General features: G+C 64.8%; 16 protein-coding genes. 10 read left to right on the forward strand and 6 right to left on the reverse strand.

Features of this window, described 5'->3' with window-relative positions; all coding sequences use genetic code 11:
- Positions 1-30: 30 nt before the first annotated feature.
- Both AC1DIO_RS09030 and AC1DIO_RS09035 read left to right on the forward strand, forming a co-directional pair.
- A complete protein-coding gene (locus AC1DIO_RS09030; RefSeq protein ID WP_441490102.1) occupies positions 31-1,206 on the forward strand; it encodes a pyridoxal-phosphate-dependent aminotransferase family protein in 1,176 nt (391 codons plus the stop codon).
- 256 nt (positions 1,207-1,462) lie between these two features.
- The gene (locus tag AC1DIO_RS09035; protein ID WP_476767876.1) at positions 1,463-2,671 is read left to right on the forward strand and encodes a M20 family metallopeptidase; all 1,209 of its coding nucleotides are present in this window, start codon (positions 1,463-1,465) and stop codon (positions 2,669-2,671) included.
- Positions 2,672-2,825: 154 nt separating this feature from the next.
- Here the strand turns inward: AC1DIO_RS09035 and AC1DIO_RS09040 are convergent, their stop codons facing one another.
- Together AC1DIO_RS09040 and otsB are read right to left on the reverse strand one after the other, a co-directional pair.
- Positions 2,826-4,667, reverse strand: coding sequence for a glycoside hydrolase family 15 protein (locus AC1DIO_RS09040; RefSeq protein ID WP_441490100.1), 1,842 nt, complete (start codon positions 4,665-4,667; stop codon positions 2,826-2,828).
- Between the two features lie 2 nt (positions 4,668-4,669).
- Positions 4,670-5,464 (reverse strand): trehalose-phosphatase, encoded by a 795-nt coding sequence (gene otsB / locus AC1DIO_RS09045; RefSeq protein ID WP_441506055.1) that lies wholly within the window; start codon positions 5,462-5,464, stop codon positions 4,670-4,672.
- A gap of 283 nt (positions 5,465-5,747) precedes the next feature.
- On the opposite strand from otsB, the gene otsA reads away from it, so the two are divergent.
- The 6 genes from otsA (at position 5,748) to AC1DIO_RS09075 (ending at position 13,534) form a co-directional block, all read left to right on the forward strand.
- Positions 5,748-7,307: an alpha,alpha-trehalose-phosphate synthase (UDP-forming) gene (gene otsA, locus AC1DIO_RS09050; protein ID WP_441506056.1), complete on the forward strand. Its 1,560-nt coding sequence runs from the start codon at positions 5,748-5,750 to the stop codon at positions 7,305-7,307.
- Between the two features lie 181 nt (positions 7,308-7,488).
- On the forward strand, positions 7,489-9,756 hold the full coding sequence (gene ptsP, locus AC1DIO_RS09055; protein ID WP_441506057.1) for a phosphoenolpyruvate--protein phosphotransferase: 2,268 nt from the start codon (positions 7,489-7,491) through the stop codon (positions 9,754-9,756).
- A 51-nt stretch (positions 9,757-9,807) separates the two neighbouring features.
- On the forward strand, positions 9,808-10,893 hold the full coding sequence (prfA, locus tag AC1DIO_RS09060; RefSeq protein WP_441479668.1) for a peptide chain release factor 1: 1,086 nt from the start codon (positions 9,808-9,810) through the stop codon (positions 10,891-10,893).
- Between the two features lie 60 nt (positions 10,894-10,953).
- Positions 10,954-11,199 (forward strand): hypothetical protein, encoded by a 246-nt coding sequence (locus AC1DIO_RS09065; RefSeq protein WP_441490096.1) that lies wholly within the window; start codon positions 10,954-10,956, stop codon positions 11,197-11,199.
- 82 nt (positions 11,200-11,281) lie between these two features.
- On the forward strand, positions 11,282-12,115 hold the full coding sequence (gene prmC / locus AC1DIO_RS09070) for a peptide chain release factor N(5)-glutamine methyltransferase (protein ID WP_441506136.1): 834 nt from the start codon (positions 11,282-11,284) through the stop codon (positions 12,113-12,115).
- Positions 12,116-12,517: 402 nt separating this feature from the next.
- Positions 12,518-13,534, forward strand: coding sequence for a DUF4167 domain-containing protein (locus AC1DIO_RS09075; protein WP_476853347.1), 1,017 nt, complete (start codon positions 12,518-12,520; stop codon positions 13,532-13,534).
- Positions 13,535-13,591: 57 nt separating this feature from the next.
- Here the strand turns inward: AC1DIO_RS09075 and AC1DIO_RS09080 are convergent, their stop codons facing one another.
- Entirely contained in the window at positions 13,592-14,383 is a 792-nt protein-coding gene (locus tag AC1DIO_RS09080) for an MOSC domain-containing protein (protein ID WP_441506059.1), read from the reverse strand.
- 99 nt (positions 14,384-14,482) lie between these two features.
- Positions 14,483-14,803 (reverse strand): DUF2293 domain-containing protein, encoded by a 321-nt coding sequence (locus AC1DIO_RS09085; protein ID WP_441506137.1) that lies wholly within the window; start codon positions 14,801-14,803, stop codon positions 14,483-14,485.
- 173 nt (positions 14,804-14,976) lie between these two features.
- Between AC1DIO_RS09085 and clpB the strand changes: the two genes are divergently transcribed.
- Complete coding sequence (gene clpB / locus AC1DIO_RS09090) at positions 14,977-17,598, forward strand: ATP-dependent chaperone ClpB (protein WP_441506060.1); 2,622 nt, start codon at positions 14,977-14,979, stop codon at positions 17,596-17,598.
- A 163-nt stretch (positions 17,599-17,761) separates the two neighbouring features.
- Here clpB and metW read toward each other — a convergent pair whose 3' ends face one another.
- Complete coding sequence (metW, locus tag AC1DIO_RS09095; RefSeq protein ID WP_441490093.1) at positions 17,762-18,385, reverse strand: methionine biosynthesis protein MetW; 624 nt, start codon at positions 18,383-18,385, stop codon at positions 17,762-17,764.
- A 4-nt stretch (positions 18,386-18,389) separates the two neighbouring features.
- Positions 18,390-19,559 (reverse strand): homoserine O-acetyltransferase MetX, encoded by a 1,170-nt coding sequence (gene metX, locus AC1DIO_RS09100; protein ID WP_441506061.1) that lies wholly within the window; start codon positions 19,557-19,559, stop codon positions 18,390-18,392.
- A gap of 179 nt (positions 19,560-19,738) precedes the next feature.
- On the opposite strand from metX, the gene AC1DIO_RS09105 reads away from it, so the two are divergent.
- Positions 19,739-20,572 (forward strand): chorismate mutase, encoded by an 834-nt coding sequence (locus AC1DIO_RS09105; RefSeq protein ID WP_441490091.1) that lies wholly within the window; start codon positions 19,739-19,741, stop codon positions 20,570-20,572.
- Positions 20,573-20,601: the final 29 nt, after the last annotated feature.

A 20,601-nucleotide genomic window follows, 5' to 3' on the forward strand; every position in this document is an offset into this window, starting at 1 on the left:
GCGGCGCAGCAAGGCCAGCAGGAGTTTTTCATGAGTGTCGCCAACGGCCGGGCTTTGCTCGCAATCCCCGGCCCGACCAATATCCCCGATCGCGTGCTGCAGGCGATGATGCGGCCGGCCGAGGAACTCAGCTCCAAGCCGATCCTCGATCTGACCGAGACGCTCCTGACCGATTTCCGGAAGATCTTCCGCACCAAGGGCGAGACCTTCATCTATGCCGCCAACGGGCATGGCGGCTGGGAAGCGGCCCTGACCAATGTGCTCTCCCGCGGCGACAAGGTTCTCGTGCTGGCGAGCGGGCGCTTTGCCGTAGGCTGGGGCGAGATGGCCCGTTTCCTGGGGGCAGATGTCGAGGTCCTCGCCGGGTCATGGCGCGCAGCGGTCGATCCGGTGGCCGTCGAGGAACGCCTGCGGCGCGACACGAACCATGAGATCAAGGCCGTGCTCATGGTGCAGATCGATACGGCATCCGGCGTCGTCAACGACGTGCAGGCCGTGCGCAAGGCGATCGATGCCGCCGGCCACCCGGCCTTGTACATGATCGATGGCGTCGCCTCGCTCGGCTGCATGCGGTTCGAGATGGACGATTGGGGCGTCGACATTGCCATGTCTGCGTCGCAGAAGGGGCTGATGACGCCGCCCGGGCTGGCCTTCGTCGCGGCGAGCGGGAAGGCGCTGCACGCGCATCCGCACGCGACGATGCGGACGGCCTACTGGGACTGGACCTCACGGCTGAGCCCGCTCCTCTACATGAAGCATTTCGGCACTCCGCCCGAGCATCTGATGTTCGGCCTGCGCGCCGCGCTCGACATGATCCTCGAGGAGGGACTGGAGCCTGTCTGGCGCCGTCATGCCCTGCTTGCCGGGGCAACCCATGCTGCCATGTCGCGATGGGCCGAGGGCCAGGTCCTGACCTGCAATATCGAGGAACCATCGCAGCGGGCGCCCTCGGTCACGACAATCCTCGTTCAGGGCGATCCGAGTTCGATCACCGATTATGCGCGGACGGTCTGCGGCGTGACGCTCGGGCTCGCGATCGGCGATCTCGCCGGCAAGGCCTTTCGCATTGCCCATATGGGCCATGTCAATGCGCCGATGGTGCTTGGCAGTCTGAGCGCCGTCGAAATGGCCTTGCAGGCGCAGAATATCCCGCATGGTGCCGGTGGCGTTGCTGCAGCCATCACGCATCTCGCCCAAGGCGCGTAACCGGGCGGTTTGGGAATCGGCCCCAAGGGTGGATTGCAGCTTTCGGGGAAGCCGATGCAAGCACAGAAGGTCAGATCATCGGACCCGATACGATCCGCTGATCTGACGGCTGAGGCTCGCCGCAATGCGGCGGGCGCATTCTCGTGAAGAGGTCTGCTCGGCAAAAGCAGGGCTGTCCGGCGCAAATGCCCGTTCCCAGACTTCGCAGTCCTGCTCTAGCTTCGCGGTCCCATTCGGAACCAAGAGAGCGCAGGCCATGAGTGAGTTGACCCCGGACGAAGCCAAGGTGACGGCGTGGCTTGCCAGCCGCAAGGACGCGATGGTCGCGCTCCTGCGGGAGATGGTCGACACCGACTCCGGCTCCTATGACAAGCCGGGCGTCGACAGGGCAGGGCAGGTGCTCGCCCGGTTCCACGAAGCGAACGGGCTCAGCGTCGAGATCATCCCGGATGCTCGTTATGGCGATGCCGTCAAGGCGCGACTGCCGAATCCGGCCGCCAACGACCAGCGCCCGGTGCTGTTGCTGGGACATCGCGATACCGTCTTCCCGGAAGGCGAGCCGACGCGCCGGCCCTTCACCATCAAGGCCGGCCGGGCTTATGGTCCCGGTGTCGCCGACATGAAGGCTGGTCTCGTCATCGAGGCCTTCGTCGCCGCCGCCTTTGCCGAATGCGGTGGGCTTTCCGCTCCGCTCACCATGCTGACGACGAGCGACGAGGAGATCGCTTCCCCCTCTTCGCGCCCGATCATCGAGGCGGCGGCGCGTGAATCGCGCTGTGTCTTCAATGCCGAGCCGAGCCGGCTGCCGCCTGGCACCGAGTTCCTGCGCGATCACAAGCAGTCGATCACCAGCGGCCGCAAGGGTGGCGTCTTCATGCGTGCCGAATTCGTCGGCAAGGCCGCCCATTCCGGCGCAAATTACGAGAAGGGCGTCTCGGCCATTGTCGACCTCGGCCACAAGATCCCGAAGCTTCAGGGGCTGACCGATCTCGAGCGAGGCGTCACCGTCAATGTCGGGCTGATCGGCGGCGGCCAGACCGTCAATACGGTCGCTCCCCATGCCTGGTGCGAAATCGATCTGCGCTATGTCACGGCCGCGCAGCGCGATGAACTGGTCAGCGCGATCCGCGGCATCATCGAGACCCCCATCGTCGAAGGCTCGAGTGCGAAACTGACCATCAAGGGCGAGTTCGTGCCGCTGGAGAAAACCCCCGAGGCCGCTGCCCTCTACGATACCTATCGTGATGCCGCCGCGAGCTTCGGGATCAGCGTCAGCGCCGAGTTCACCGGTGGTTGTGCGGATTCCGGCTTCACTGCGGCGCAGGGTTGCCCGACGCTGTGCTCTGTCGGCCCGATCGGCGGAATGGCGCACACTCCCGACGAATTCCTCGAAGTCGAGAGCATCGTGCCGGCGGCGCAGGTGCTGGCGCTTGCCGTGATGCGCACGCCTGCGCGCATGGAGTGAGGTCCGGGCGCATTGCCCCGACGCGGATGCGCGGTCGCGCGCCGACCATCCGTCGGCCGAATCGCTGCTGACAGGGCGGCGACGCAAACTGCATCGATGCTCGCTCCCGGGGCGAGCGTCGATGGCGGGAATGGCCCCTTGTTTCAGTGGGCCCTCAGAACGCCTCTTCCCAATTTCGGCTGAGCCGCATCGCCGAATTGATGAGCCCGACCATGGAATAGGTCTGCGGAAAATTGCCCCAGAGCTCGCCGGTTTCGAGATCGGCATCCTCCGAAAGCAGGCCAAAGCTGTTGCGCCGTTTCAGGATGCGGCAGAACAGGTCCTTGGCTTCGTCGCGCCGGCCGATCGCATGCAGCGCGTCGACATACCAGAAGGCGCAGATCAAGAAGCCGGTATGCATGAAGCCGAAATCATCCTGCGTGCCGTAACGCAGCAGGAGGTCGCCGCGGCCGAGCTCGCGGCCGATGGTTTCGACGGTCGCAATATAGCGCGGATCCTCCGCCGTGACGAAGCCGAGCTCCGCAATCAGCAACAGGGTCGCGTCGAGATCGCTGCCGCCAAAGGTCGAGACGAAGGTGCCCTTCTCCTGGTTCCAGATCTGGTCGGTAATGACGCCCTTCAGACGTTTGGCCTCTCCACGCCAATAGTCCTTGCGGTCGGTGCGACCGAGCGTCCCGGCGATGCGTGCGAGCCGGTCGCAGGCCGCCCAGCACATCACGCTGGAGAAGGAATGCACGACCTGCTTCTCGCGCAGCTCCCACGGGCCGGCGTCGGGCTTGTCGAAGACTGCGATCGCGAGCTCGCCCATTCGCTCGAGCTGCCCGAAGAGCGCGTCCTTGCCGGGCTGGATCAGGCGGCGGTCGAAGAAGGAATGCGTCGCCGCGAGCACCACGGCGCCGTAGCCGTCATTCTGGATTTGCGTCGCTGCGCCGTTGCCGACACGCACGGGCTGGTGCCCGCGATAGCCTGACAGGTTTGGCACCTCGAATTCGGTCAGCACGCCGCCGCGCGTGATCGGGTAGAGTGGCGGCAGATGCTCCGCTCCGCTCTCGGAGAAGGTGTCGACGATATTGGTGATGAAGCCGAGGTAATCCTCCATCGTCCGCGTCGTGCCCAACCGATTGAGCGCATGCACCACGAAATAGGCGTCGCGCAGCCAGCAGAAGCGGTAGTCCCAGTTGCGCTGGGTGCCGGGAGCTTCCGGAATCGAGGTGGTCAGCGCGGCGACGATGGCGCCGCTCTCCTCGAAACTGCAAAGCTTCAGCGTGATCGAGGCGCGAATGACCTCCTGCTGCCACTCGAAGGGGATGGAGAGGGAGCGCACCCAGTCGCGCCAGTAATCCGTCGTCTTGTCCAGGAACTCGCGCGCGGTCGTCTCGATCTCGGCGCGCAATGCCTCGTCCGAGCCGATGAAGAAGGAGAAGGTCCGGTCGACCGCGAAAGGGACGCTGTCCATCACATAGGAGATCGGCGCATCCGTCGTCAGCCGGATCGTCTGGTCGGCGCCGACATAGCGGACATGGTTGGAGCCGCGCGTAATCTCGTCCGGCAATTCGCCGAGGCCGAGGCATGGCTTCAGCACGACCCGGATACGCGGCCGGCCAGAAAGCCGGCGCACGCGCCGCACCAGCAGCGGCGGCCGGAAAGAACGCTCGTAGCGCACGAAACGAGGCGCGAAATCGAGAATCTCGATGGCGTTGCCCTGGTCGTCGGACAGGACTGAGGAAAGGATCGCGGTGTTGTCGAGATAGCTTTGTTCGCATCGCGTCATGCCGACGAGTTCGATCGCGAACACGCCCTTCTCGGGCATGGCGTCGCCGTCATCGGGCTTGTTGTCGATCAGCGAACAGAAAACCGGGTCGCGGTCGAAGCGGGGAAAGCAGCCCCAGACGATATGGGCGCGCCGGTCGATCAGTGCGGCGATCGAGCAATTGCCGATCACGCCGAGATCGAGCGAGGCGGAATGCCGCGCCGTGGTGGAGGTTTCTACGGTCATGATCAGCCTTGGCAGAAAGCGTCAGTCGTCAGGCTGCCGCTTTCTGCGGCGGCGAGCAGGATGGTGCGGAGCGCTGTCGGGGAAGCAAGGCGCTGGCCGGCACAGGTTTCGCCCGCACCGATGCGGATCGACAGGCCGCCCAGCGCGTTCACCGTGGCAAAGCCCGCCTCGTCGGTAATGTCGTCGCCGATGAAGACCGGTGTCCGGCCGCTATAGGGTGCTTCCCGCATCAGCCAGGAAATGGCGTTGCCTTTGCTGGCCCCGGCTGGGACCAGCTCGGCGACCGATTTGCCTTCCTGCAAACGCACGGAGGGGCCCATCCCGGCTGCAAGCTTCCTGACCAGCGCGAGGGATTCATCCTGGAGTTGCGGCGCCAGGCGCCAGTGCAGAGCGGCCGAGATCCGTTTGTCCTCGACGAGGATGCCGACATGGCTGTTGGCGAAACGGATGAGCTCCCGCAGCGCCTCGCGCAGGGCTTCGGGAGCGTCCGCCTGGCTGCGGATGGTTCCGCCGAGGCGGATCTGTGCGCCATGAAGGCCGGCGATGTCGAAGTGATAGGGGGCGAGAAACCCGTCGAGGTCGGGGATAGGGCGCCCGGAGACAAGCGCCAGCGCTCCGCCCAGCGTAGAGCGCAGCGTATCGAGCGCCGGCGCGAGCTGCCTGTCGAGTTTGACCTCGTCGGGCATCGGCGCAATTTCGACCAGCGTTCCGTCAAAGTCGAGAAACAGAGCGACCTGCTTCGCCACCTTGGTGAAGTCGCGGGATTCGTTGGTAGATTCCGATTCGATCAGTTCCATCATCTCGTTCTGTTTGCGTGACGAAACGGGCGAAAGAACGACAGGTGAGCTGTCCAATGCCTGAGCGAGGGTTCTTGCATCATCCGCGCTATGGGCGGATGTTAGTGAACTTGCCACATTCTGCTTTCAGTTTGCCACAGTCATCATGATTTCAGCGCGAGCCTGACGCGGCTTCGCCATCTGACATCCGAAGCCCCTCGGAAACATTACGTGCGCCGGCGCGTTCTGTTCCCGCTTCCGGTGTCGAAATTCGGGCAGCCGGCTGATCGGAGTTTTCCCGGACATGCGTCTCGTCATCGTTTCCAATCGCGTCACCATTCCCGACCGCAGCGAGAAGGTCGCCGCCGGCGGTCTTGCCGTCGCGTTACGGGAGGCGTTGGAGAAACATGGCGGGCTCTGGTTCGGCTGGAGCGGGCATGTCAGCGAAGAGAAGACCCGTGCGGTGCGGACGCTCCAGCGCGGCAAGGTGACCTATGCGGTGACCGATCTGAGCGAGGAGGAGCGGCAGACCTATTATCTCGGCTTCTCGAACCGGGCCCTTTGGCCGAACATGCATTACCGGCTCGGTCTGACCGAGTTCTCGCGKGCCGACTATGCGGGCTATCTCGCCGTCAATCGCCGCTTTGCCAGGGCGCTCGTCGCGATGTTGCGGCCGGACGACCTGATCTGGGTTCACGATTACCACCTGATCCCCTTGGCTGCGGAACTTCGGCGGCTCGGGGTGAAGAACCGGATCGGCTATTTCCACCACATCCCCTGGCCGCCCTCCGAGGTCTTTGGCGCTCTGCCCTCGAGCATCACCCTGATGAAGACGGTCGGCGCCTATGACCTCGTTGGACTGCAGACCGAGATCGATGCGCGCAATGTGGTGAGCGGACTGGTCAATCTCTGCGGCGCAAAGGTCGATGGCGACGGGGTCCGCCTCGGTCGGCGTTCGATCCAGGTCAAATCTTTCCCGATCGGCATCGATGTCGAAGGCTTTCGCAAGCTTGCGACGAGTTCTGCGCGCACGACCGCGGTGTCGATCCGGCGCGCGACCGAGGCCTTTGGAGACCGCAAGCTGGTCATCGGCGTCGATCGCCTCGATTACTCCAAGGGAATCGTCCAACGCCTGGAGGCCTTCGAGCGCTTCCTGCTGGAAAATCCCGAGCAGCGCGGCCGTGTCGGTATGCTGCAAATCGCGCCACCCTCCCGCTCAGATGTTCCTGAATATGCGGAACTCGATCGCCAGTCGGACGAGACGGCCGGGCGGATCAACGCAGCGCTGGGCGAATTCGACTGGACGCCGATCCGCGTGGTCAAGAAGGCCTATTCCCGCAATGTCCTGGCCGGCTTCTATCGCCGTGCCCAAGTCGGGCTGGTGACGCCGATGCGCGACGGCATGAACCTGGTCGCCAAGGAATACATTGCGGCGCAGGATCCCGCCGATCCCGGCGTGCTGGTCCTTTCGCGCTTTGCCGGGGCGGCGCGCCAGATGAAGGACGCGCTGATCGTCAATCCCTACGATCTCTCGGAAATGTCGGAGGCGATCCAGCAGGCGCTGGTCATGCCGAAGCCGGAACGAATCCGGCGTTTCGAGAAGCTCTACGCCACCATCGCAGCAACCGATATCGGCTGGTGGACCGAGACCTATCTTGCCGCGCTCTCAGAGGGCGAAGCCGGGTTTCCGGTGACGCTCCCAGCGACCAAGAGAGCGGTTCGCGCCAAGCCGGCGACCGGAGCCAAGCAGCGACCGGCGACTTCGCGCGCTCCGGCCAAATCCGCAAGCGGCGCCGCAACGACCGTTCCGACATTGTCGGATCTGTCACAAATCGCGGCTGGAAACGGGCGCTTGCCACATTAATGAGAAGCGCTGCCGCCGATTTCACCTCGGGGTTGTAACGGCGGCCCTTGCCGAACACTCCTTTCGCTCGCTAGAAGGCGACAAGAACCGGGGCATGCTGCCGACTCATCCGGAGCCAGGTATCAGGTCTGCGAGCGGCATCGGCAACGATGTCTGAGGAGGCGGGCGGAGGGCCGATTTGATGCGAGGCGCTCTCGGAGGTCCGGGCGTTCTGCTGCGCCGTCTCCGCGAGGTCATGGCAGCGCCCGTCAGCCCGCAGGAGCGGCTGGATCGGCTTGTCGTCCTGATCGCCGGCAATCTGGTCGCGGAGGTGTGTTCGGTCTATGTCCTGCTCGAGGACGGTTCGCTTGAACTCTATGCGACCGAGGGCCTGAATCGCGAGGCGGTGCACCTGACCCGGATGCGCGCCGACGAAGGTCTCGTTGGCCTGATCGCGAGCGAAGCCGAGCCTGTAGCCCTGTCCGACGCGCAGTCGCACCCGGCCTTCTCCTATCGTCCGGAGACGGGCGAAGAGATTTATCATTCCTTCCTTGGCGTCCCGATCCTGCGCGGCGGCGCCGTGATGGGCGTCCTCGTCATCCAGAATCGCGCGTCGCGGCTCTACAACGAGGAAGAGATCGAGACACTGCAGACCACCGCCATGATCATGGCGGAGATGATCGCGGCCGGCGGGCTGAAATCGCTGGCGCCGCCCGGCAGCATGATTGGCCTCGACCGGCCGATTCACGGTGTCGGCGTCAAGCTGGCGGACGGTGTCGGGCTCGGCTACGCCGTTCTCCACGAACCCCGGGTCGCGATCACCAATCTGATTGCCGAGAATCCTGCCCGCGAGGTCAAGCGGCTCGAGGCCGCTATCGCCGAGATGCGCACCGCGATCGACGAACTGATCGAGCGTGGCGACGTGGCTCATACCGGCGAGCATCGTGACGTTCTCGAAACATTCCGCATGTTCGCCCATGACCAGGGCTGGCTCAGGCGGATGCGCGAGGTGGTGATGACCGGCCTCACCGCCGAGGCGGCGGTTGAGCGTGTGCAATCCGACACCCGCGCCAAAATGCTGCGCCAGACCGACCCTTATCTCAGGGAGCGCCTGCACGATCTCGACGATCTCGCCAATCGGCTGCTGCGGACCCTGATGGGCAAGGCGAATGGCGTTGCTCACGAGAAGCTGCCCGAGAACGCCATCCTGATCGCCCGCTCGATGGGGCCGGCGGCGCTGCTCGATTATGACCGCGTCCGTTTGCGTGGGCTTATCCTCGAGGAAGGCGGACCGACCAGCCACATCGCCATCGTGGCGCGGGCGCTTGGCATTCCGGCCGTCGGCGAGATCGTCAACGCAACCGCGCTGATCCAGTCCGGCGACGCCGTCATCGTCGATGGCCAGGCTGGCGAGGTGCAGATCCGTCCGCAGCCGGACGTCGAGAACGCCTACAAGGACAAGGCCCGCCTGCGCGCCCGCAAGCAGGAACAGTACCGCAAGCTCAAGGATCTGCCGGCCGTCACCAAGGACGGGGTCGAGATCAACCTCCAGATCAATGCCGGCCTTCTGGTCGACATGCACAGTCTCGATGAGACCGCCGCCGCAGGGATCGGGCTGTTCCGCACCGAACTGCAATTCATGGTCGCTCAGCACATGCCGACGACGACCGAACAGCAATCTCTCTACGGGGCCGTGCTCAAGGCGGCGCAGGGCCGGCCGGTTGTCTTCCGGACGCTCGATATCGGCGGCGACAAGGTGCTGCCCTATATGGAACGCGTCGAGGAGGAGAATCCGGCGCTCGGTTGGCGCGCGATCCGGATCGGCCTCGACAAGCCGCGCCTGCTGCGCGGCCAGATCAGGGCGATGCTGCGGGCCGGAGCCGGCCAGGACATGCGCATCATGCTGCCCATGGTCGCGACCGTGGACGAGTTCCTGCGCGCGCGCTTCATCGTGCGCCGCGAGCTCGCCATGATGGAGAAGCAGGAGCGTCCGGCGCCCACCAATCTCGAGCTCGGCGTCATGGTCGAAGTGCCATCGCTGCTGTTCGAACTGGCAGAAATCTCGCGCGAGGCCGACTTCCTGTCGATCGGCACGAATGATCTGATGCAGTTCCTGTTCGCAGCCGATCGTGAGAACCGCCGGGTGTCCGAGCGTTTCGATCCGCTTTGCGTTGCAGCGCTCCGCGCGCTGCGCACGATCGTTGAGGCTGCGGGCGAGGCAGGTTGCCCGGTCTCGGTCTGCGGTGAAATGGGTGGCAAGCCGCTGGAGACGATGGCGCTGATCGGCCTAGGCTATCGCTCCTTCTCGATGTCGGCGGCGTCGTTCGGGCCGGTCAAGGCGATGCTGCGTGCGCTTGACGTCAGGAAGCTGCGCGAGCGTATGGATTGGATGCTCGCCTCTTCCGATGGTGCATCGAGCCTGCGTTCGCAGCTTTCGGCATTGGCGACCGAATTGAAAGTGCCGGTCTAGCGACGCTGAAGCGCGCTTCGCCGGTCCCCAAACAGTGTTTCCGAGTTCCTGATGTCCCTTCAGCTTCCTCAAGACCGTCTCGACAGCATCGTCGCTCGCCACGCCGTTGCCACCGACGAGATCAATCGCTCGACCGATGCCGTGCGTACGGTAGAGCTTGCCAAGGAGCTGGCGGAGCTCGAACCCGTCGTTGCAGCGATTGCCTCCTGGCGCAATGCGCAGGCCTCTCTCGACGAGGCGCAGGGGCTGATCGACGATCCGGCGACCGACAGCGAATTCCGCGATCTCGCCTATGAGGAGCGGGACACCGCTCGAGCCGAGATCGACACGCGTGCCCACCAGATCCTGATCGCTCTCCTGCCCAAGGACGCTGCCGACGAACGCGGCGTCATTCTGGAAATCCGGGCCGGCACCGGCGGCGACGAGGCCTCGCTCTTCGCCGGAGACCTGCTGCGGATGTATCAGCGCTACGCCTCGCAGAAGGGCTGGAGCGTCGACATCATCTCGGAGAGCGAAGGCACGGTTGGGGGCTACAAGGAAGTCATCGCGGAGATCTCGGGCCGGGGCGTCTATGCCAAGCTCAAGTTTGAATCCGGGGTTCACCGCGTCCAGCGCGTGCCGGATACCGAGGCGAGCGGCCGCATTCACACCTCGGCCGCGACGGTGGCGATGCTGCCGTTGGCGACCGAGGTCGACGTCGCGCTCAATGACAACGATCTGCGCATCGACACGATGCGTGCCGGGGGCGCCGGCGGCCAGCACGTCAACAAAACCGAATCGGCCGTCCGCCTGACCCATATCCCGAGCGGGATCGTGGTCGTGGTCCAGGATGAGCGCTCGCAGCACAAGAACAAGGCGCGTGCCTTCGAGTTGATGCGCGCCCGGCTCTACGACATGGAGCGCATGAAGGCCGACGCCGAACGCGCGGCGGACCGACGCTCGCAGATCGGCTCCGGTGACCGGTCCGAGCGGATCCGCACCTACAATTTCCCGCAGGGCCGCGTGACCGACCATCGCATCAACCTGACGCTCTACAAGCTCGACGAGATGATGCAGGGGCTGGCGCTCGACGAGATCATCGATGCCCTTACGGCGGAGCACCAGGCGACGTTGCTTGCAGCGCAAAGCGGCGCGTGAAACCTTTTTACCGGACTGGCGTTGTTTCCATATCGACCTGAAAGCAGGCTGGAGGAAACCATGAAACTTGCATCAGTGATTGCGATGACCGGTCTGATGGCGCTGGCTACGGCAGGGACCGCTGAGGCGCAGACTCAGACTTTTGGCCGCGTCGTCCAGGGACAGGCCGTGCCGCTGCAGAATGCGATGACGCAGTCGCAGGCGCGCAAGGCGTGTTCGCAGGAAATGCACGGAGCGCGCGAGAGTAAATCTTCAATCAATCAGAAGATGAAGATTTGCATGGACCACAAGATGCAGGGCAATTGATGTCGATGCGAGCACCAACCCAGTGACGTCGCCACTGCAGAGCGGTGGCGACGCTCTAACGCCTTCGCCACAAGCTGTCGGTGTGCTGACCATTCGGGAGGCACGCCGGCAGCTTGCGGCGCGTCTGCGCGCTGCGGGGGGCGATACGCCGATACTTGATGCGCGCCTTCTTGTTGAAGCCGTGGCTGGGGCCGGCGGGGAGGACGACGCTCTGCTCGGTGAGCAGGCCGCCGCGGATCTGGATGGCTACGTCGCGCGGCGGCTGGCAGGCGAACCTGTCTGGCGCATCCTCGGCGAGCGTGAGTTCTGGGGACTGACCTTCAAGCTCTCGCCAGCGACGCTCGAGCCGCGCCCCGATACCGAGACGCTCGTCGAGGCCGCGGTCCATTCCCTTCGTGAGAGGCGCGGGGACGCGTTGTCGGTGCTGGACCTCGGGACTGGCACGGGCTGCCTGCTCATCGCGATCCTGAGTGAGTTCAGGCAGGCCAGGGGCCTGGGTATCGACCTGTCGGGAGAGGCCTGCAAGGTCGCAGCCGCAAATGCCCTTGCAAATGGCGTCGGTGACCGCGTGGCGTTTCGGGAAGGCGACTGGGTGAAGGACCTTGAGGGCCGCTTCGACCTGATCGTCTCCAATCCGCCCTATATTCCAGGCGATGAGATTCCCGGGTTGGATGTGGCTGTGCGCGCCTATGATCCGCTCCTGGCGCTGGATGGCGGGATCGACGGGCTCGTTCCGTATCGGCTCTTCGCGCGCGAGCTGACGCCGTTTCTGGCACCGGGTGGCATCGTTATTTTCGAGATCGGTGCCGGGCAGGAGCCGGATGTCTCTGCCTTGATGCGGGCCGAAGGCTTCCGGTATCACGGAGCGCGCAAGGACCTTGGTGGACACGAGCGCGCGCTGATCTTCTCCCGCTGAACCGGATACGCACAGAGATTGTGCGAATTTGCTTGGAACCGGACGCAAAAGCCGCTATGCAGATACCAGCCGAAGCTGGTGTCGTCAGCGCCGAGCCTAGGGCAACCTCCTCCTGATTGACGAGGATTTGCCTCCGGACACGTCCGAAGTTTGACGGAACTGACAAAGCAAGATCGGAATTCCGAAGGCATGGATGTGCCGTTCGGCTCATGGGGCGAGTTACCGCCTCTTTTGGAAACGAGCGCGTGAAGACCAAGAACGGCGCATTGCCCCTTCAGGTCGACTCCCTCCGGCACGGCGCCGCAACCCGCCGCGTGCCGGTACGCGTATGACAGTGACCCGGTTGCTTTGAACAGACAGAGCGCGAGATAGACGCGAATGAGACCAGGTCAGAACCGGCGTATGCGCGGCCGTAACAACAACAACAATAACAATAACAACAACGGCAATCGAAAGTCGCCCAACCCGTTGCAGCGCAGCTACGAGTCGAACGGCCMGGACGTCAAAGTTCGTGGTACCGCTCAGCATGTCGCGGAGAAGTACTTGCAGCTGGCGCGCGATGCCCAGTCGTCGGGTGATCCGGTCGCAGCTGAGAACTATTTCCAGCACGCTGAGCACTATTATCGCATCCTTCTCGCGGCGCAGGAGCAGATGGCCCAGCAATACGGCCATAGCTTCCCGCCGAATCGCGCCTTTGGTGAGGAGGGCGACGAGGGGGACGATGAGGGTGACGGCGATGAGAACGCTGCCTTCCCGCAGGGCTCGCCTCAGCCTGAGCTGCGGCATCAGGCTCAGGGAGGCGTGAACGGCAACGGCTATGGCCAGAATGCTGCCCCCCGTGGGGATGGCGAGGGCCAGGATGGCCAGCAGAACAACGGCCAACGCTTCGACCGCCCGCCCCGCACCGATCGCTTCAACGACCGCAACAACCGCCGTTTCGATCGCAATGATCGCCAGGACCGTGGCCCCGATCGTGGTGAACGCCGGTTCGACCGTCCCGAAGGCGGGCAGAACGGCCAGCCCGGGGGCTTCGCGCCGCGTTCCGAGCAGCCGGCTTCTACCGAGCAGGGCGAGAACGCCCCGGCGCAGAGCCAGGGCGAGCGTCGCTTCGAGCGCGGCGACCGGCCGGAGCGGGGGCCGCGTCCCGAGCGCGCCGAGCGTCGTCCGCGCCGGGAGGTCGAGCCTGAAGGCGAGGCGAACGATGTCGCTGCTTCGCTTCCGTCCTTCCTGACCAATCCGGTCCGGGTTCCGATCGCCGTCGCCGAGGAGCCCGTTGCGGCACCGGTCGAGGCTGCTGCTGCTCCTGCCGAAGCGCCGGCCGCCGAAGAGGCTGCCGCACCGAAGCGCACGCGCCGCCGCCGCTCGCCACGCGAAGTCATGGACGCGCTGGGTTCGGAAACCGATAGCGCTGCCGAGTAAGGCGCTCCGGTTTGACCAGATATGACAGGGGCCCGACGGGCCCCTGTTTTTTTTGGCTCAGGCGACGCCGAGGTCGAGCGTCGCTTGCGGGGCCTGGCTTTCGAGATGCATGCCAGCGGTCAGCGTGCCGCTACTCAGAATCTCGCAGTAGATTCCGCAGTCGACATGGCCATAGGTCTTCATCAACGCCTTCGGGATCTGGAGATCGCGGGCTCCGGTCTGCGGGTCGACATTGGTTGCCGCGCAGCGTTCGATTCGCTTGATCACACGCAGGCGCAGGCCCGACGGCGTGGACAGCTCCTGCCCGACCAGGTCGTTCTCCGCCCAGGCGGCCAGCCCCTCGACCATGACATTGCCGCGGAAGCGCAGCGGATCGAGCCGGGTGCCAAGGTGGTTGCCGAGATCCGCGACGCTGGCGAGGTTGATGATCGACATGAACCCCGAGCGTGAATCCATGAAGCGATAGCTTTGCGGGGCGGTGAGCAATTGCGGCTTGCCGCGCAGCTCGTCCGGCATGAAACCTTCAAAGAAGGCCGTCAGGGCCGCGTGGCCGTCCTGCGTCGTCATGTCGGCCCGCACGGTCTCGCGTCCATCCTGCCTGATGACAAGCGCGCGGCTTTCGTCGTCATAGCGCGTCTGCAGCCGTGCCAGCGATTCATTGCGCATCAGCATCAGATACTTGATCTTCGGCTGATGGACGGGCGCGGCCGGGTCGAAGCCGGAAGGGCCGTTCTCGATGGCGAAAAGCCGGTCTCCAGGGAAAAAGCCCCCCGTGCTCAGCGAAGCCGATTGCACGGGTTCGGGCGAGAGACCCTTGACGGGGTAGCGATAGAGCGAGGCGACACGCATGGAGTCTTTCAGTCCGCAGGCTGATCGGGCAGGGGTGATATAGCGGGTTCTACGAGGCGGGACCGATCAAATCCTTGCATCGGTTCGATCAGGTTGACTTCAAGCCTCCTCGGCCTCGGCCTCTTCGTTCTCCACGGAGCGCTGGCAGCCCCAGGCGGAGAGCACTGCATCGGTGTCCTCGACGACGAAAAAGCGCGCCGCGTCGCGGTCGTACCCTTCCGCCAGAAGCCGCTCGTAATCGGTATGGACGTGGCGGACATGGCTGCCGAGAGCGAGCCAGAGCGCCGTCGAGGGCGGCAGATCCTTCATGCGGCGGCGCTCGGCGAGCGCCAGGACCGCTTCGGCATCGGCAAGCGGAATGCCGGGGGCGAGCGCCCTCAACGCTTTGCGAATCGCCTGCTGTCGCCTTGTTCCCGCCATGGCCAAGGCTGAGCCTGTCGGAAGGGCGCCGTCAATCATTCGCAAGGGGCCCCCTTCCGTTGCGCGGATGTCACACTATCTTTGGTTGCGAAGGGTGTCCCTCGGGAGCCCTATCCTGATGAAAGGCAGCCGGATGCGTCGCCACGGGGCGTGCCGGCGGGCGGAGCGACAATATGAACATTGAGAAATACACCGACAGGGCAAAGGGTTTCCTGCAGGCGGCGCAGACGATTGCGCTGCGCGACGGACACCAGCAGTTTACGCCCGAACATCTTTTGAAAGCGCTGCTTGATGACAGCGAGGGCATGGCAGCCGGCCTGATCGATCGGTCGGGTGGCCAGTCGAAACTTGCCTTGCAACTGACCGATGCGGCGCTCGCAAAGCTGCCCAAGGTCAGCGGCGGTGGCGCCAGCGGCCTGCATCTGACGCCAGGCCTCGCCCGTGTCTTCGATACGGCGGAAAAGGCTGCGGACAAGGCCGGCGATTCCTTCGTCACGGTCGAGCGCCTTCTTCTGGCCCTCGCGGTCGAGAAGGAAACCGAGGCCGGCAAGGCGCTGGCCAAGGCCGGCGTGACGCCGCAGGCGCTGAATGCCGCGATCGAGGCGATCCGCAAGGGTCGCACCGCGGACTCAGCCTCTGCCGAGCAGGCCTATGACGCGCTGAAGAAATATGCGCGGGATCTCACCGCTGCTGCCCGCGAGGGCAAGCTCGACCCGGTCATTGGCCGCGACGAGGAGATCCGTCGCACCATCCAGGTGCTGAGCCGCCGCACCAAGAACAATCCCGTCCTGATCGGCGAGCCCGGCGTCGGCAAGACCGCCATCGCCGAGGGCCTTGCGTTGCGCATCGTCAATGGTGACGTGCCGGAGAGCCTGAAGGACAAGGAACTGCTTGCGCTCGACATGGGCTCGCTCATCGCGGGTGCGAAATATCGTGGCGAGTTCGAGGAGCGCCTGAAGGCGGTGCTCAACGAGGTCTCCAGCTCCGATGGTGGCGTCATCCTGTTCATCGACGAGATGCACACCCTGGTCGGTGCGGGCAAGACGGACGGCGCCATGGATGCCTCGAACCTGCTGAAGCCGGCGCTCGCGCGCGGCGAACTGCACTGCGTCGGCGCGACCACGCTCGACGAGTACCGCAAATATGTCGAGAAGGACGCCGCGCTTGCACGCCGCTTCCAGCCCGTCTTTGTCGACGAGCCGACGGTCGAGGATACGGTCTCGATCCTGCGCGGCCTCAAGGAGAAATACGAGCAGCATCACCGCGTTCGCATCACGGACTCGGCGCTTGTCTCGGCCGCGACCCTGTCGAACCGCTACATCACCGACCGCTTCCTGCCCGACAAGGCGATCGACCTTGTCGACGAGGCTTCGGCGCGCCTACGCATGCAGGTCGATTCGAAGCCCGAGGAGCTGGATTCGATCGACCGCGAGATCGTGCGCCTGCGCATCGAGCAGGAGGCTCTCAAGAAGGAGAGCGACAGCGGCTCGAAGGAGCGGTTGAAGCGGCTGGAATCCGAACTCGCCGATCTTGAAACGCGTTCGGCCACAATCACGGCCCGCTGGAAGGCGGAGAAGGACAAGCTCGGCCAGGCGGCCGAGATCAAGACCAAGCTCGACAATGCCCGCAACGAACTGGCCCAGGCGCAGCGCAAGGGCGAGTATCAGCGTGCAGGCGAGCTCGCCTATGGCGAGATCCCGCAATTGGAGAAGCAGCTCGCCGAGGTCGAGGCGATTGGCGATACCTCTGGCATGGTGGAAGAGGCGGTGACGCCTGACCATGTTGCGCAGGTCGTCAGCCGCTGGACCGGTGTGCCGGTCGACCGCATGCTTGAAGGCGAGAAGGACAAGCTGCTCCGGATGGAGGAGGTGCTGGCAGCGCGAGTCGTCGGCCAGCGTGAGGCGGTGGAGGCGGTCTCGACAGCCGTGCGGCGTGCCCGTGCCGGCCTGCAGGACCCGAACCGGCCGATCGGCTCCTTCATGTTCCTCGGACCCACGGGTGTCGGCAAGACCGAGCTTACCAAGGCGCTGGCGTCGTTCCTGTTCGACGACGATACCGCGATGGTGCGCCTCGACATGTCGGAATACATGGAGAAGCACTCGGTCTCGCGTCTCATCGGCGCGCCTCCCGGCTATGTCGGTTACGAAGAAGGTGGAGCACTGACCGAAGCCGTACGGCGCCGACCCTATCAGGTCGTCCTTTTCGACGAGGTCGAGAAGGCGCATCCGGACGTCTTCAACGTGCTCCTGCAGGTGCTCGACGATGGTCGTCTGACGGACGGTCAGGGCCGCACGGTCGATTTCCGCAACGTGCTGATCATCATGACCTCGAATCTCGGTTCGGAGTTCCTGGTGAACCAGCCCGAAGGGCAGGACAGCGACGCCGTGCGTGACGATGTCATGGGCGTGGTCAGGCAGGTTTTCCGGCCCGAGTTCCTGAACCGTATCGACGACATCATCCTGTTCCATCGCCTTAAGCGGGCGGATATGGGGGCGATCGTCGATATCCAGCTGGCACGCCTCGCCAGGCTGCTGACCGACCGCAAGATCGTGCTCGATCTCTCCGAAGACGCCCGCGCCTGGCTGGCCGACAAGGGCTACGATCCCGCCTATGGCGCACGTCCGCTGAAGCGGGTAATCCAGAAAACGGTGCAGGACCCGCTGGCGGAACTGCTGCTCGCCGGCAAGGTCACGGATGGCGAGACGGTGAAGGTCACCGTTGGGCCGACCGGGTTGATGCTGGGCGATGTCAGCGTCACCCGCGAAAGGCGGCCTGAGGGCGTGCCGCTGAACTAATAGGGACGGTACGACCTCGTTCTTCCCAACTGGGAAGGAGGCAGCGACCGCCGCGAGATGGATGAGGGAAGGGCCGCGCAAGCGGCCCTTTTCTCGTTTTAGGGCTGCGCTGCGCCGATCCGCCGACGCTTCGTCCGGCACTCGGTCTCGGGAGCGGGAGGGCTCAGCCTCGCTTCAGCAGGAACACCGCCTGCGCGCCGAACAGGTTCCAGAACCACCAGGGTGCGCTGACGCCAACCTTGCCGCCCGCCGCATCGAGCGCGACGGCGCGCTCCTTCTGTGCGCCGACGACATCGCACAGGGTGACGAAGTCGCGGATCGTGCAGAAATGGATGTTCGGGGTGTCCCACCAGGAATAGGGCAGGGCATCGGTCACCGGCATCTGGCCGCGGAAGAAGATCTGGCTGCGCATGCGCCAATGCCCGAAATTCGGGAAGGAGATGATGGCGCGACGGCCGATGCGCAGCATGTGCTCCAGAACCAGGCGCGGATTGCGCGTCGCCTGGATCGTCTGGGAGAGGATGACGTAGTCGAAGGAATCATCGGGATAGTCGGCGAGGTCGGTATCGGCGTCGCCCTGGATCACCGACAGCCCCCGCGCGACGCAGCCCGCGACACCCTCGCGAGACAGTTCGATGCCGCGTGCGTCGACCTGGCGCGTCTCGGCCAGCAGGGCCAGCAATGCGCCGTCGCCGCAGCCGACATCGAGCACGCGCGTGCCCGGCGTCACCATCTCGGCGACGAGCTTGAGGTCGATGCGATTGGTATAGGTCTCGCTCAGCGCCATGGCCTCACAACCCTCTTGCCCGAGCTGCCGCATTGATGAAGCCGCGCGTGGTCGCAAACAGGTTCGGTTCCTCCAGCAGGAAGGCGTCGTGGCCCTTGTCGCTTTCAAGCTCKACGAAGGAGACCGAAGCGCCGGCAGCATTGAGCGCATGAACGACGGCACGCGAATCCGCGGTCGGGAACAACCAGTCCGAGGTGAAGGAGGCGACGCAGAAGCGCGTCTTCGTGCCCGCGAAGGCCTTGGCGAGCACGCCGTCATGATCGGCGGCGATGTCGAAATAATCCATCGCGCGCGTCACATAGAGATAGGAATTGGCGTCGAAGCGTTCGACGAAGCTCAGGCCCTGGTGCCGCAGGTAGCTTTCGACCTGGAAATCGGCATCGAAGGAGAAGGTCGGCGCCTCGCGATCCTGCAGCTTGCGGCCGAATTTCCGGTGCAGAGCGGGTTCCGACAGATAGGTGATATGCGCACCCATGCGCGCCACGGAGAGGCCTTTGGACGGACGCGTGCCTTCTTCGAGATAGCGCCCGCCGCGCCAGTCAGGATCGGCCATCACCGCCTGGCGGCCGACTTCGTGGAAAGCGATGTTCTGGGCCGAGTGCTTGGCGGAGGTCGCAAGCGGCAGCGCCGAGAAGACGCGTGCGGGATAGCTCGCTGCCCATTCCAGCACCTGCATGCCGCCCATCGAGCCGCCGGCGACGCAGAACAGCGACTCGATGCCGAGCGCATCGACCAGATGCGCCTGTGCCCGCACCATGTCGCGGATCGTCACCATCGGGAAGCCGAGGCCCCAGGGCTTGCCGGTGTCCGGGTTGGTCGAGGCCGGCCCCGTCGTGCCGGTGCAGCCGCCGACGACATTGGCGCAGATCACGAAGAAGCGGTCGGTGTCGATCGGTTTGCCGGGGCCGATCATCGCCGCCCACCAGCCGCCCTTGCCGGTGATCGGGTTGCGGCTGGCGACATGCTGGTCGCCGGTCAGGGCATGACAGACGAGGACGGCATTCGACCGGGCCGCATTGAGTTCGCCATAGGTCTGGTAGGCGATCTGCCAGCTGTCGAGCGCCACGCCGCAATCCATCACCAGCGGCGTGGCTGCGTCGAACCGGACGACCGGGCTCGAGGGATCGTTCGCTTCCTTCAGCGGGTCTGCAAGGCTCAGGATTTCGTCGCGCATCGTCGTCCGCTTTGACAGGCTGATTTGTCTTGCCGGTCGGCTCGTTCGAAAGATCGAACTTACCGATGGCGTGCCGCAGGCGCGCTGTCAACGCGGCCCCGCGCGAAGCTGGCTTTGCTAAGCGCGGGCTTGAGGTCTAAGAGACGCGCGTCCGTCGCCTCACGCGCCAAGATCACGCCATGACCGAAATCGCTCCGACCACCCTTGCCGATCTGCGCGGTGAGATCGACCGCATCGACAGCGAGATGCACGCGCTCTTGATGGAGCGCTCGCAGATCATCGAAACGCTGATCGCCGTGAAGAAGACGCAGGTGTCGGGTTCGGCATTCCGGCCCGGCCGCGAGGCCGACATGATGAAGCGGCTGGCGCTGCGTCATAAGGGCCTGCTGCCACTCGACACCGTCGAGGGCATCTGGCGCATCATCATCGCGACCTTCACCTATGTTCAGGCGAATTACGCCGTCCATGCCGATGTCTCGGGCGGCGACGCGGCGATGCGCGATTCCGCGCGGTTCCATTTCGGCTTCACCGTGCCCTTCGTTACCCACGAGCATGCGCGTGCGGTGATCGCTGCCGTTGCCGAATCCGCTGGGGATCTCGGCATCTTCCGCATGGACCTCGGCGCCAGCGCCGGTGTCTGGTGGCGCGATCTCATCGGCCCGGAGCGGCCGAAGATCATCGCGCGCCTGCCCTTCATCGAGCGGCCTGACCATCCCGCGGGCACACCGGTCTACTGCATCGCCAAGCCGCTTGCGGATGCGGCCGTGCGCGAGATCGTGCTTTATGCCGCCAGGGTTGAACGCTGGTCGGAGACGCTGCGTGCAGGTCTCGCCCAGCATCTCGCCGAGGTCTCCGCCAGCGCCGCCGACGGTTCGCATCTTTCGCTGCTGGTCGCTGCTTCGGGAGAAGTCGAGCAGAGCGCGATCCGTGCCGCGCTCGAACCTGCGGGCCTCAGCGAGTTCGCCGAAATCGGCAGCCACGCCGCCCGTTTTGCCGTCAAGCCAGTCCGCTGATCTCCATCTCATTCCCCTGACAAGGTCCA

The sequence above is a fragment of the Allobosea sp. 05T439 genome (assembly GCF_056396005.1).